Annotated in this window: 12 protein-coding genes; 6 read left to right on the plus strand and 6 right to left on the minus strand. The window is 56.0% G+C overall.

What is annotated here, in order from left to right; all coding sequences use genetic code 11:
- The first annotated feature begins 527 nt into the window (after positions 1–527).
- Together IM700_RS10785 and IM700_RS10790 are read left to right on the plus strand one after the other, a co-directional pair.
- Positions 528–1,859 (plus strand): cytochrome ubiquinol oxidase subunit I, encoded by a 1,332-nt coding sequence (locus tag IM700_RS10785; protein WP_193416933.1) that lies wholly within the window; start codon positions 528–530, stop codon positions 1,857–1,859.
- Between the two features lie 15 nt (positions 1,860–1,874).
- Positions 1,875–2,894 (plus strand): cytochrome d ubiquinol oxidase subunit II, encoded by a 1,020-nt coding sequence (locus IM700_RS10790; RefSeq protein WP_193416934.1) that lies wholly within the window; start codon positions 1,875–1,877, stop codon positions 2,892–2,894.
- Positions 2,895–2,961: 67 nt separating this feature from the next.
- Here IM700_RS10790 and IM700_RS10795 read toward each other — a convergent pair whose 3' ends face one another.
- A complete protein-coding gene (locus tag IM700_RS10795; protein ID WP_239483812.1) occupies positions 2,962–4,284 on the minus strand; it encodes an MATE family efflux transporter in 1,323 nt (440 codons plus the stop codon).
- 327 nt (positions 4,285–4,611) lie between these two features.
- Here IM700_RS10795 and IM700_RS10800 point away from each other — a divergent pair, with 327 nt between their 5' ends.
- The 3 genes from IM700_RS10800 (at position 4,612) to IM700_RS10810 (ending at position 7,967) form a co-directional block, all read left to right on the plus strand.
- Positions 4,612–5,631, plus strand: coding sequence for an SDR family oxidoreductase (locus IM700_RS10800; RefSeq protein ID WP_193416936.1), 1,020 nt, complete (start codon positions 4,612–4,614; stop codon positions 5,629–5,631).
- Between the two features lie 19 nt (positions 5,632–5,650).
- On the plus strand, positions 5,651–6,781 hold the full coding sequence (locus IM700_RS10805) for a glycerate kinase (protein ID WP_193416937.1): 1,131 nt from the start codon (positions 5,651–5,653) through the stop codon (positions 6,779–6,781).
- A 124-nt stretch (positions 6,782–6,905) separates the two neighbouring features.
- On the plus strand, positions 6,906–7,967 hold the full coding sequence (locus IM700_RS10810; protein WP_193416938.1) for an LLM class flavin-dependent oxidoreductase: 1,062 nt from the start codon (positions 6,906–6,908) through the stop codon (positions 7,965–7,967).
- A gap of 107 nt (positions 7,968–8,074) precedes the next feature.
- Here IM700_RS10810 and IM700_RS10815 read toward each other — a convergent pair whose 3' ends face one another.
- Entirely contained in the window at positions 8,075–8,707 is a 633-nt protein-coding gene (locus IM700_RS10815) for a flavin reductase family protein (protein ID WP_193416939.1), read from the minus strand.
- Between the two features lie 108 nt (positions 8,708–8,815).
- On the opposite strand from IM700_RS10815, the gene IM700_RS10820 reads away from it, so the two are divergent.
- Positions 8,816–9,529, plus strand: coding sequence for an ArsR/SmtB family transcription factor (locus IM700_RS10820; protein WP_239483797.1), 714 nt, complete (start codon positions 8,816–8,818; stop codon positions 9,527–9,529).
- 71 nt (positions 9,530–9,600) lie between these two features.
- On the opposite strand, the gene IM700_RS10825 is transcribed toward IM700_RS10820, so the two are convergent.
- From IM700_RS10825 to IM700_RS10840, 4 genes are all read right to left on the minus strand, one after another.
- Positions 9,601–10,986, minus strand: a complete 1,386-nt coding sequence (locus IM700_RS10825; RefSeq protein WP_193416940.1) for a glycosyltransferase family 2 protein — start codon at positions 10,984–10,986, stop codon at positions 9,601–9,603.
- Between the two features lie 87 nt (positions 10,987–11,073).
- Positions 11,074–11,784 (minus strand): hypothetical protein, encoded by a 711-nt coding sequence (locus tag IM700_RS10830; protein ID WP_193416941.1) that lies wholly within the window; start codon positions 11,782–11,784, stop codon positions 11,074–11,076.
- On the minus strand, positions 11,762–12,658 hold the full coding sequence (locus IM700_RS10835; protein WP_193416942.1) for an ATP-binding cassette domain-containing protein: 897 nt from the start codon (positions 12,656–12,658) through the stop codon (positions 11,762–11,764). The genes IM700_RS10830 and IM700_RS10835 overlap by 23 nt, the downstream gene beginning before the upstream one ends.
- Positions 12,648–13,031 (minus strand): GntR family transcriptional regulator, encoded by a 384-nt coding sequence (locus IM700_RS10840; protein ID WP_193416943.1) that lies wholly within the window; start codon positions 13,029–13,031, stop codon positions 12,648–12,650. The genes IM700_RS10835 and IM700_RS10840 overlap by 11 nt, the downstream gene beginning before the upstream one ends.
- Positions 13,032–13,143 lie beyond the last annotated feature (112 nt).

Genomic DNA, 13,143 nt, shown 5'->3' on the forward strand with positions numbered 1-13,143 from the left:
CAGGAAAGCAAGTAACTAAATGTGTTGTGGTCGATCGTGGAGGAGCTTGGGGCGCAAATGGTAGAGATTCTGCGAATCTCTGGAGAGAACTAGTTGTAGTCACGTGTAACGGACCGAAATGAACTTATTCGTTCATTTTTTGGTTATTTCCCGCTCTAGCGGACTCCAAGGGCCTTAAATAGTCGATTTGACGTCAATACAGCTACTTTAGTACGAAATAAGGTCACCTGGGTCCGTTAGATTCGAGCAAGTGTCTATACCCAACAAATAGCGTCTCTGAGGTCCGTTAGCGCGGAGTAACCTTTGCTGAGCGAGATTATTACTTGGCACTTGAAGGCTACGTGAGCGGCGGAGGGCCCGGCTGAATGCAAGATTCGACGCCGGATAGTCGCCCCCGAATACGCTTCGTAATAGCCGACAAAGATTGAGCAAGTTCCGCTCGCCCAGGAAGCGATAACCTTATATGGAATAATCGGGATAACATGACCCATACTAAACTCGTTGAAGCTTCAGAGGAGGAGTTTAGGATGGACAATGTCATGCTGGCCCGATCCTTATTCGGATCGTCGATGGCCTTTCACATTATTTTTGCGACCATGGGCGTGGGGCTACCCTTTATGATTGTGATCGCGGAAATTGCTTATCAGGTTAAAAAAGACAAAGACTACGCTGTGATGGCAAAGCGATGGACCAAATGCCAGGCCATTCTGCTAGGTGTCGGGATTCCGTCCGGTACCCTCGTCGGCGTGATGCTATCGCTCTTGTGGCCGGGGTTTATGGAGATCGTCGGTCAGGTGATTGCATTGCCTTTTCAGGTTGAAATATGGGCCTTCTTCTTGGAGGCCTTATTCATGTCGATCTACGTTTACGCGGCGGATCGGCTCCCCGGGGCGCTGCGCATCGTCAGCGTCGCCTTCGTGGCGCTGGGGGCAAGCGCATCGGCCGTGCTGATCACCGATGCCCACGCCTGGATGAACACCCCGCAGGGGTTTCGAATCGAGAACGGTCAGATTTTCGACGTGAACCCATGGAAGGCTGCGCTTAACCCCAGTCTGCCCACCACGGCTTCGCATGTGCTGATATCGGCCTATATGACGGGAGCGTTCGCCGTCGTTACGGTGGCCGCAGCTAAAATACTGAATCGTAAACGTTCGGAGCGGGAACGGCAGTATCACCGGAAAGGCCTCATGCTGTCGCTGATCATTGGCGGAGCCATGTCTCTGATTACCGCGCTAAGTGGCCACAGCACGGCACAGATGCTGCATCATTACCAACCGGAGAAGCTGGCAGCCGCAGAAGGCTTGTTCGAGACGCAGGCCTACGCACCCTTGGCGATTGGCGGTGTTACGGACAAAGAGAATCGCACGATTCGCGGGGCGATCGAAATCCCGTGGGCCCTCAGCGTTCTGGCGGGCAATCGCTTCGATACGGTGGTGCGGGGGCTAAACGATTTCCCCGAGGAGGAATGGCCGCCGTTGTTCATCCATACGCTGTTTAATCTGATGGTCGGCATCGGCATGCTGCTGTTGGCGGCCGCGGCCGGAACGATCCTCTACCGGCTCGTCGGAAAACGCGATTATCCACGTTGGCTGCTTCAGGCGCTGCTTCTCGCCGGGCCGTTGTCGCTGATCGGCATTGAGACGGGGTGGATTTTTAGCTGCACGGGTCGGCAGCCATGGACGATCTACCATATCCAGACTACGGTGGAGGCGGCGACGAAATCGCAGAACCTCGGAACCCTGTTCGTCCTGTTTATCGGATTGTACGTATTCTTGCTGATCGTGACGGGATTGGTGTTGCGGTATTACTTCAACCGACATCCGGTGACGCCGGACATGCTGGAGGTCCGTTATGGATAAGGAGGCTATCATGTTATGAGCGACGCTACCATCGCCATCTCCATCTTATGGGGGTTTCTGTTCATCTATTCAATCATCGGCTCGGTCGACTTCGGCGCGGGATTTTGGTCTATGGTTTACAGTCGGAGAAATCCCCAGGCCGCCGGGATCGCAAACCGCTTTCTGTCTCCATCGTGGGAAGTGACAAATGTTTTTCTGGTGCTGCTGGTTGTGGCGTTGGTTGGTTTCTTCCCGCGTGCCGCCTATGTCCTTGGAACATTGTTGCTCGTCCCGGTCAGCCTCGTCATGATTCTGCTTCTGTTCCGCAGCGCGTTTATGGTTTACGCCTACTCCGTACAACGGGAGGTCCGGAGCCTGCGCATCGTGTCCGGCATCACCGGCTTATTAATACCGGGGCTGCTCGTGAGCGTGCTGCCGATTACGTTAGGCGGTTTTATTCGTCAGGAGAGCGGGTATCCGCAGCTAAAGTACGGCGATTTGCTGACTAGTCCGGCATTGTATGCCTATTTGGGCTTCGGTATCGCCACGGAGTTGTTTCTGTCTGCGCTGTTCCTCTCCGATTTCTCCAACGAGGCGGGGGATGAGAGCAGTTATCGTCAATACCGCCTGATAGCGGTGATCACCGGGCCGCTCGCCATGCTACTGGCTGTCGTCGCGACTTTCTCCGTGAATGAGGAGGCGATGTGGATGGTCCACCGGATGAAGGAGCAGGGACTGTGGTTTATGCTGTCGAGTGCCGCATTTCTTGCAGGGTACGGTTCCCTATGGGTTAGACGAAACGGCAGGCTTGGCTGGCCCCGTATGGCCTTTGTATTCGTGGTGCTTCAATTTGCAGTGGCAAGCTTTGCCTATGGGAAAGCGCATATGCCGTATATCGTGTACCCGTATTTGACGGTGACCGAAGGGATAACCAATCACTCGATGTTTATCTCCTTATTATGGGGTTACGGCATTGGAACGGTCATTTTGCTGCCGGTCTTCATGCTGTTTTGGTGGCTGTTCCTGAAGGACAAGCGTTATTTGCGCACAGAGTAGCTCACCCTGGCTAGAATGACAAAAGCCGCCCTTGAGAGGGGCGGCTTTTTGCTGCAATTGGATTCGCTTAAATTAACTTATGCGCGTACCATTTCTTCCCGCGGAACCGCCAGAGGAAGAGGGCCCCGCGCACGCCCCATTCGCTGCACATCGCCAGCCAGACACCCAAGATGCCAAGGCCAAGCACGATGCCGAGAATGTAACCGAGAATGACTCGGAACAGCCACATCGTCAACATCGAGGTGATTGAAGTGAAACGTGAGTCGCCCGCTGCCCGCAGTGCGGATGGCAAGATGAAGCTGATCGGCCAGAGAGGGATCTGGGCGATGGAGCTCACCAGGAGCACAAGGAAGATGTCGCCGACAATTTCGGTTGGCGGAGCGAAGATGCTTACGAGCGGTCGGAACAATGGCAGTAGAATCAAGCTGATGATAGCCAGCGACCCCGAGCCGAGCCAGAGGAAGGACTTGATGAACTTCCGCGCGTCGCCTACGCTTCCGCTGCCAATGCATTGGCCAACCACGGTTACGATCGTAAGCGACAGGGCGCTGGCGGGAATTTGGAACACCCCAGCAAGTGAACCGCCGATGGCATTTGTCGCAATGGCGTAGGTGCCTAGACTAACGATAAATACCTGAGTTAGCAGTTTACCGCCATTAAAGAACAGTTGCTCGGCTGCGAACGGAATCCCGATGAACATGATTTTGCGCAGCATTTCGAGCGGGAAGTGGAATAGGTCGCGTAGTTGCAGATGCAAGGAGGCTTCCATTTTGAACAGATAATACAGCGCGCAGATCGCGCCTGCAAACCGGGCGATATTGATCGCTAGCGTCATGCCGAAGACGCCCATATCCAGAAGGGTAATCAGCAGGATGTTCAGCAGCACGTAGAGCAGGTTCATGATCAGCGACAGGGTTAAAGAAGCCCGAGTTTTGCCGATGCCCCGCAGGGCGGAGCAGACGGCCTGGACCACAGCTAATCCCGTGTAGGAGATACTGCTGCCGATCAAATAGACGCGGGCGTTGTCGAATACATCCGCGGACGCGGCGCCGAACAGAAGCTTCAGAATCGGATTATGAAATCCGATCAGGAGCAGGGCGATCCCGACGGCAAGCAGGGACACCGAAGTGACCGTTGCCGCTGAAGCGCGGGAGACATTACGGTCGTTGCGGCTGCCTTTGTATTGAGCGACCACCACCGTACCCCCGGTCGCGACGGCGACAAACACGCTGATCAAGAAGATATTCAGCGAGTCGACGATGTTGACCGCGCTGACGGCGGCGACGCCGGACGAGCTGATCATGGCGGTATTGACTAAGTTGAGGCCGATGATAAATGCCTGATCGATCAGAATCGGTAGAAACAGAGCGAAGATCTGCCGGTAGTCCATGGACTCGCCGGACAGATGCTTTTCCAGGAAGACGTTATTTTGTAGACGCGCGAAAATGGGCTTCAATAGACATCACTTTCTTTTCTATATAGTTAGAAAACAGTTTACCCCTATTATCGGACATTTCGTCACAAGGCTAAAGCAACAAAGCAACCCCGGCTTTCTTGACCGGGTAGGGTTGAAGATACCATTATCGGAAGAACGATGTCAATGCGATTACGCATCCTTCTGGCGGGGCGGCAGCTGCAGGGCATGCGATTTGGAAAATGCGGTGGTAGGTGTTACCATGGAGGGGATTGGGCGAATTTGATTTGGGAGGGGATTGTTTTGAAAGCGCTATTTATCGGAGGCACCGGGACGATCAGTTCCGCGATTACGAGACAGTTGGCGGAGGACAGCTCCTGGGAGTTGTACCTGTTGAATCGGGGGAACCGCAGTAAAGAGTTGCCGTCCGGCGTACATGTCATTGAGGCCGATATCCATCAGGAAGCTGAGGTGGCTGCAAAGCTCGAGGGTCATACTTTCGATGTGGTGGCGGACTTCATCGCCTTTGAACCGGCGCAGTTGGAGCGGGATGTTCGATTATTCGCTGGGAAAACCAAGCAGTTTATGTTTATCAGCTCGGCTTCGGCGTATCAAACCCCTTTGTCGGATTACAGAATCACCGAAGGGACACCGCTGTCCAATCCTTATTGGGCCTACTCCCGCAACAAAATCGCTTGCGAGGAATATTTGATGCAGCAGTATCGCGAGCAGGGATTCCCGATCACCATCGTGCGGCCGAGCCATACCTATGATGAGCGTTCGATCCCGCTGGGCGTTCACGGCAACAAGGGTTCTTGGCAAGTGGCCCAGCGCATGCTGGAGAACAAACCGGTCTTGATTCATGGCGACGGTTCGTCGTTGTGGACGTTAACGCATAACAGCGATTTTGCCAAAGGCTTTATCGGGTTGATGGGCAACCTTCATGCCATCGGCGAATCGGTCCATATCACGTCGGACGAAAGCGTAACTTGGAACCAAATTCATGAAATCATTGCGGATGCCCTGGGCGTGAAGCTGCGTACGGTGCATGTCGCTTCTGACTTTCTTGCGGACAACGGGCCTTACGATTTCCGCGGTGGGCTGCTGGGCGACAAGGCGAATACGGTCGTTTTCGACAATGCCAAGCTGAAGCGGCTGGTACCTGGCTTTACGGCGACGGTTCGTGTGGATCAAGGCATCCGACGGACGGTGGAGCATATTCTGGCGCATCCTGAGCTTCAGGTAGCGGATCCTGAATTCGACGCTTGGAGCGATCGAGTTGTCGGAGCGATGGAAGCGGCAACGAAGCTGATGAGGGAATAGGCGGGAGGCCCCGATAAGCATGGCACGGCAACCCACGTTCGTGTTGGCGCCGGATTCTTTTAAGGAGAGCATGACGGCCAAGGAAGTATGTCTGGCGATGGAAGAAGGGCTGCGCAAGGCGTTTCCGGACGCGCGTTATGTTCATGTTCCGATGGCTGACGGCGGAGAAGGAACCGTTCAAGCCTTGGTTGACGCCACAGGCGGGCGGCTGTTCTCGCTGGAGGTGGTGGGGCCGCTCGGTGAGCCGGTTACGGCGCAGTACGGGCTGCTGGGCGACGGGGAGACGGCGGCCATCGAATTGGCTTCGGCCAGCGGTCTCCAGCAGGTGCCGCCTGATCGGCGCGACCCGCTGCATACCACAACGTACGGCACCGGCGAGCTGATCCGCGCTTGCCTCGATCAGGGCGTACGCCGGATCATCGTGGGGCTTGGCGGCAGCGCCACGAACGACGGCGGTGCCGGGATGGCCGAGGCGCTAGGCGCGCGGTTCCTGGACACGTCGGGCCGGTCGCTGCCGCGCGGCGGGGGCCGCCTCGGGGAGTTGGCGCGGATTGACGTATCCGCGCTCGATCCGCGGCTGCAGCAGACGCGCCTGATCGTGGCTTGCGACGTCGACAACCCGCTCTGCGGCGAGCGCGGCGCGTCCCGCGTGTTCGGGCCGCAGAAGGGCGCCACCGCCTCGATGGCGGAGCAGCTCGACGCCGCGCTTGCGCACTACGCTGAGACGGCGCGGACGCGCTGTACGCCGAAGGGATCGACGCGATCTTCGGCATCGCCCCCGGGGCGGCCGCCCTGCCGCTGGGTCCGGCCAGGCCAGCCCCGCTGCGCCCGCTTCGCCGCCCAAAAGGGAGAAATGTTGTATTTCCTACAACATTTCTCCCTTTTTTCTTGCCCCTGCGGGGCAAATGTTGCAAAAGCTGCAACATTTAAGCCCGCCCCGGGCCGTACCGCTGATAAATGTTGCACTTTATGCAACATTTCACTCCCCCGGCCTGCCAAGCAGCCCGAAATGTTGCACTTTATGCAACATTTCAGGCTGCGGGCACTGCCTCCGGCTGGCGCACCCGGCCGCCGCAAACTACTGCCGCCGCATCATGCCCTATTATGCTTAGGCCCAGGACGCCCACCACGCACCTCTCCACGCATATGAGGAGCCCGAAGCGTACAGTTTATGAACGACGGCGTCGCCGCGACGAGCTTTTCTTTTGCTCATATAACAAAAGTATAGTAAAATACAAAAATATAGTTAACTAGATGAAGCGGAGGAACAAATCATGGAAATCGGAATCAGCACGTTCGTGGAAACGACACCGGATGTCGTTACTGGCGAATTGATCAGTCATGCGCAGCGGCTGCGTGAGGTAGTAGAGGAGATCGTCCTAGCCGACAAGGTCGGGCTCGATGTGTTTGGCGTAGGGGAGCATCACCGCAAAGATTATGCCGCTTCTTCGCCGACGTTGGTGTTGGCCGCAGCTGCGCCGCAGACGTCGCGCATCCGGCTAACCAGCGCCGTTACCGTGCTGTCTTCCGATGATCCGGTTCGGGTGTTCCAGGACTTCGCGACGCTGGATGGCCTATCGAATGGGCGCGCGGAGATTATGGCCGGTCGGGGTTCTTTTATCGAGTCCTTCCCGCTGTTCGGGTACGATTTGAATGATTATGAGGAGCTGTTCGAGGAGAAGCTGGATCTGCTGCTAAAACTGCGTGATTCGGAAAAAGTAACCTGGCAAGGCAATCACCGTCCAGCAATCCATAATCTGGGCGTCTATCCGCGTCCTGTGCAGAATCCATTGCCGGTATGGATCGGCAGCGGCGGCAACACGGAATCTGTCATCCGTGCAGGGGTGCTTGGTTTACCGCTAGTCCTAGCGATTATCGGCGGTCGCCCGACTCAATTTGCCCCACTTGTCAAGGTCTACAAGCAAGCCGCTGCACAGGCTGGGCATGACGTCTCGAAGCTGACGGTCGCCTCCCATTCGCATGGCTTCGTTGGCGACCGCAATGACGTGGCGGTGGAGAAGTTCTTCCCCTCGACACAGGCGGCCATGAACGTGATCGGACGGGAACGCGGCTGGGGCCACTACGGCCGGGCCAGCTACGATGCCGCCCGCAGCCTGGAAGGTGCGCTGTACGTTGGTGACCCGGAGACGGTGGCGAACAAGATCATTTACCTTCGCAAGAATGTCGGTATCACCCGCTTCATGCTGCATTGCCCGCTCGGGACGATGCTGCATGAGGATGTCATGCGGTCGATTGAACTCCTCGGCACCGAGGTGGCACCTCGAGTACGGGAAGAAATCGCCCGTTGGGAAGCTGCCGGAGAGAAAACGGAATAAAGGACATGGCGTAGCGGCGTTAGATATACTGCCAAAACGGTGCATGATTTGCACCGCCCCGGGCCTGATCCTAGCGCGAATGGTGTGGCTCTTACTTGCAGCCCCCCTCACACCTCCGCCCGGAACGTCTTCCCTAACGGTTCGCCGAGGCCGAAGTAGTGGCGGAAGTTATAAATGAGCGGGCTCCACAGGCGAGGGTCGATATGATGTTCGCCGATGATGAGGTCACGGTGGGCGTGGACGGCCACGGCCCGGGTTTCGACGATCGCGAAGAAGGGGGCATAGGCTGGCGCTCGGAAGTCCTCCACGACCGCTTCGATTTGCAGCGGGCACTCGCGGATGCGTGCGGGCCGCACTTGCTGGGAAGGGATCGATGCCAACCCGCTGGCCGCAAATTTATCGCTTTGATACGTAAAACCCTGTGCTGCTTTTTCAGTTGGCACGGGGTTTTTTCCGGTTGTGGGGGCTAGCCGCTCGACTTGCTCCCACAAGGAGGGATCGGGTAGATTGATCACGCACTCTCGGTAGCGCTGCAGGTTTTCGGCGGCTTTTCCGCCTAGCCCGATGCCAAGAACAATATGGTTGCCGAGCGCCCAAGAAGAAGAGATCGGGCTAATATTCGTGCTTCCGTCTTCATTAAGAGTCGTGAGCAGAACGACGGGCGTACCGTAATACAAAATTTTTGGCTGAATCAGCAGTGTGTCGTCGGCTGACGGACTCGCCGCTTTCGAAGTTTGCATCGAAATGACCTCCCCGGTTTTATGTGTTTCCCGCTCATTGTATAATGGCAACAATACCATGGGGATCGAAATATGGATGACATCCTCAAAAAGGGGGAGTGAATCGTTATGGAAACACCGATGCATACGTCAGCGGCGGTCATCGCCTCGCTTGTCAGCGACCCTAGTCGGTCGGCGATGTTAACGGCCATGCTGGACGGAAGGTACCATGCCGCCGGGGAGTTGGCGCAAGCGGCCGGAATCCAGCCGCAAACAGCCAGCTTTCATCTGACCAAGCTGACGGAAGCCGGCCTCATTGCCGTCGAGAAACAAGGTCGCCACCGCTACTACGGAATCGCAGGCCCGGAGGTCGCCCGGGTGATGGAATCCCTGTTGTCCATCGCGCCGCCGACACCGATTAAGTCGTTGCGGCAGGCCACGGAGGATCAGGCACTGCGGTATGCCCGAACCTGCTATGACCATTTGGCGGGGAGTTTAGGCGTCCGGCTGACGCAATGCTTGGTTGGCCGAGGAATCCTCGCCGAAGGTGACGGAGGGTTTGATGTTACCACGGAAGGGGAAGCGTTTCTGGGTCGGTTCGGGGTCGACATCGACGGAGCCAAGCGCAAACGCCGCTCTTTTTCCCCCAAATGCCTGGATTGGAGTGAACGGCGCCATCATCTGGCCGGGGCGCTCGGCCATGCGCTGCTAGAGCGGCTGATGGAGCTGGGATGGGTAGAGCGAAATCCGCATAGCCGGGCCGTCAAGTTGACCGCGAAAGGGCGAGTAGGGTTAAGGGAAAGCTTGGCTTTGGACATGGACGTTGAGGAAGGAGTCGGCTAACTTCCGAATTCAAAGTTCAGGCATACGAAAAACCATCTCTCACTTGCAAGAGATGGTTTTTTGCCATTCTGCTATAACCGGCTGCGTCGCCGTTGTCTTCTTCGTCCGCGCAGCGTGACGTGAAGCGATCGGGCGCTCCGCCGCTTGGCCTTGCTGCGGGCATGAGCGGCCGCTTTACCAATGGAACTGCGAACCCAAGTTCGTGCCCCTTTCTTGCGCAGCGCCCCTTTGCGGATCGAACGTTTGCGACGCCGGCGGGACGAGGTTGGTTTCACCGAGTCAGGCCATAGACTCTGGCAGGCTTGCGTCAAGATTGCCTTGATTTGCTCCTGTTTATGCGGAGCATCCGGCTGGGTATAGATCTGGGTAGCCGCCATCAGCGCCGGCTTCAGCCCGTTCTTCAAAGCTCCGTATTCGGGAGCATCCGGCTGCAGATGAAAGAGGCGGGCGCCGTGAGCTAACGTACGCCGAACTTGTCGCGCGGCAGCACGCTCCGAAGCGTTCTTGCTGCTGCGCCACGATTTGAGGATACGCAGCGTATTTTTATACGCTTCCATCCCCTCGGAAGGGGGTAGGATGGCGAACAAGCTGATTTCCGGATCGGCGTAGCCATGGTTCTGGTAGATGATCCGCAGGTTCTCTCCTTGGGAATCCTCGCTCCGATGAAAGGACGGGTGCTCCTGGTGATAACCGACCACTTCCTCAATGCTAACGAAGGTGCAGCCGCGAAGGTGCAGTCGGTAGCCAAGTTCCCAATCTTCAAGGCCATGCTTCTGGAAGTTCTCATTAAAACCGCCGACCTCTTCAAATAGCCGTTTGGACAAAGAGAGGTTGCGGGTGACCGCCATGAGCCAAGGCGCCACATCGGTGGTCGGGAATTCGCGATAATTCCCCTGAACCGGCTCCCAAGGGGCGACGACCTTTTCCAGTTGGCCGGTTTGGCGGAGAATATCCTCGCGGGTAACGATCTCGATCAGATCCGGTGCTTGCCAATAGTCATTGTTCCACAGCCCGGAAGCTTGCAGAACCTCAGAGGCAGCGAGCTTCTCCTCCCCAGAGAAATCAGGGTACAGGTGGGGATACGCCTTGATGAACAAGATCGGAACCCCGGAGACGACAGCGTTTCGGTGCAGTTGATGATAGGTGTCGTGCGTCTTCACGAAGTCGGGAGTGACCAGGTAATCGGGATCACAAAAAATCAGGAAGTCGCCGGAAGCGGCCTCAACCCCGCGGTTCCGAGCCGCCGACCTCCCGGCCGTTTCCTCCAGGGTGACGGGAACGAGCTGGTAAGGGGGGCGGTACCGGCTTAGACGCTCCAGGGTGTCATCTGTGGAGCCGTCGTCGACCACCACCACTTCAAATTGATCAAGCGAATAGGTCTGGATTTCAAATGCCGTTAACGTCAGCATCAAAGACAACGCCTTATTATAGCTGGGGATGATGACACTATATTTCATTGGACAGGGATCACCTCGGGCATCATGATTTCGTACCCATTATACGAATCCCCAGCGGCGGCGAAAGGGACAAAGAACCACGCCCGGTTACTTTATTTTGATGCGCACTCTTTTTATCGTGGCCCATAGGATTCCCAGCGCAAGACCTGCTAGCAACAACGTACCCAGCAACGAACCCCAAACCGGCAAATGGCCTATATAGACGACGTTGTTAAGGAGGTCCTTGAGCTCCAAATCCCACATGGCCTCGGAAGCAAACAGAAGAATCAGGGCCAGAACGATATACAGCATGCCCCCCAGCTTGCCGAACCGGTAAAAGCCGGCACCGATCACATAACCCGCCAAATAATAAACGAGGGCGTTCAGGATGTAGACGATTACAGTAAGCAACCAGGAAGCATTCTCCCCCAGGAAGGATACCTTCTCAGGTGCAGGAATCAGCCAATGCTGCAAGCTGCCGAGGACGCCTGCACCCCCCATCAACACCAAGGCCACCATAGCAGCAGCCAGTGAGGACCCGCAGAAATAGGCTTTTCGCGTAACCCCAAATCTGGCGTAGAAGCTGAGGAAGCCGGACACCGAAATAATTCCGATGACGAGCATAAACACCTTGGACGGTTGAAAAGCGAACGTGATAAAGTTTTGCGCATTCACTTCAATTAGCGCATACGCCAGGGTGACGAAGCAGATAAACCAGGCGGCCCAGGTCAGCTGGAGCCAGGACATATCCGCAGCAACTCGAAGCGCGCGGCTTGTGTTATTGATCGGCTGGTTCTTAAAGCTCGGATTGGACTTCATGGGAACCCCCCTCCCCGGTTAAATGGATGAACAAATCCTGTAGCGGAACCGGTCCGATGTCGAGACCTTTATTCGCAGCGGCTCTGCGCCGAGCCTCGTCAATCTCCCCGTAGACCATCGCTGCCTTCGTGCTGCCAAGCTGTTGGACATTTAGCACCTTCATGCCGCGCACGAACTCGTCGACATCGGCAGCTGCTCCGGTGATAGATGCACCCCGTTCCAACAACTGGTCAATGGGCTCCTTCAGCAGCATCCGTCCTTTGTGCAAAATCACCACATCCTCGAACAAATAATCCATTTCCGAAACGAGGTGGGTGGATAGGATGATCGTACGCGGGTGGTTGGCATGATCCTCTAGCAGCTGCTTATAGAAAATCTCCCGGGTTGGCGCATCCATTCCGCGATACACCTCATCGAAGATCGTCACCGGTGTTCGGCTTGCCAGCCCGATCACGGCATTCAGCGCCGACTGCATCCCGCTGGAGAGCTTCTTCATCGGTACATCCGTCGGTAAACCGAACAACCGGACCAGTTCTTCGGCATACGCCCGGTCAAAATAAGGGCGGTATCGCTCGGCAACCTTCAGCATGCCGTTCACTTTTTCGCTTTCTTCACTGTAATTGGTCTCATAAACGAAGCTGACCTGGGCCATCGTCTCGGCATGCTCAAACGGGGGATGGCCGCCAATCCGCACCCGTCCTGCCGTTGGCTCCATATAGGAAGCCAGGAGGGAGAGCAGGGTGGTTTTGCCCGCGCCGTTTCGGCCCAGCAGCCCATAAATTTTCCCGGCCTCCAGCTCTAAAGTAATATCGATCAGTGCGGGGTGGCTGCCAAAATGGACACTCACCTGCTCAAGCGTAACGTCAAGGCTCATGTTTAATCCCTTCCTTTGCTTTAATGATCAGCAGATTCATTTCCCCTTCGGCAATGCCCAGCTTTGCAGCTTCCCGCATCATGGGAAGGACATATTCATCGAGAAATCGATCTTTACGTTCCGTCAGCAGCATTTCCTTTGCATTTTCGGCCACAAACATGCCAACCCCCCTCTTCTTGTACAAAATACCGGCGTCCACCAACAGATTGATCCCTTTGGCGATCGTCAGGTGATTGATTTTGTAAAATTGTACGAGCTGCGTCGTCGACGGAATTTGCTCATGCTCCTTCAGTTGTTCGTTCACGATCTGGTCTTCAATGAGCTCTTTGATCTGCAGAAAAATCGGCTTCTTGTCGTCAAAAGACGGACTCAACGGGAAATCACCTCCGTATCCCTTTGTTGTTAGTTATATGGTTATATAGTCTTGTATATAACTATATAAATAAAATTTCATCTCGTCAATCTTCTTTTCGCCTGGAGCGAGG

It is taken from the genome of Paenibacillus rhizolycopersici (genome assembly GCF_014947195.2).
Taxonomy (GTDB): domain Bacteria; phylum Bacillota; class Bacilli; order Paenibacillales; family Paenibacillaceae; genus Fontibacillus; species Fontibacillus rhizolycopersici.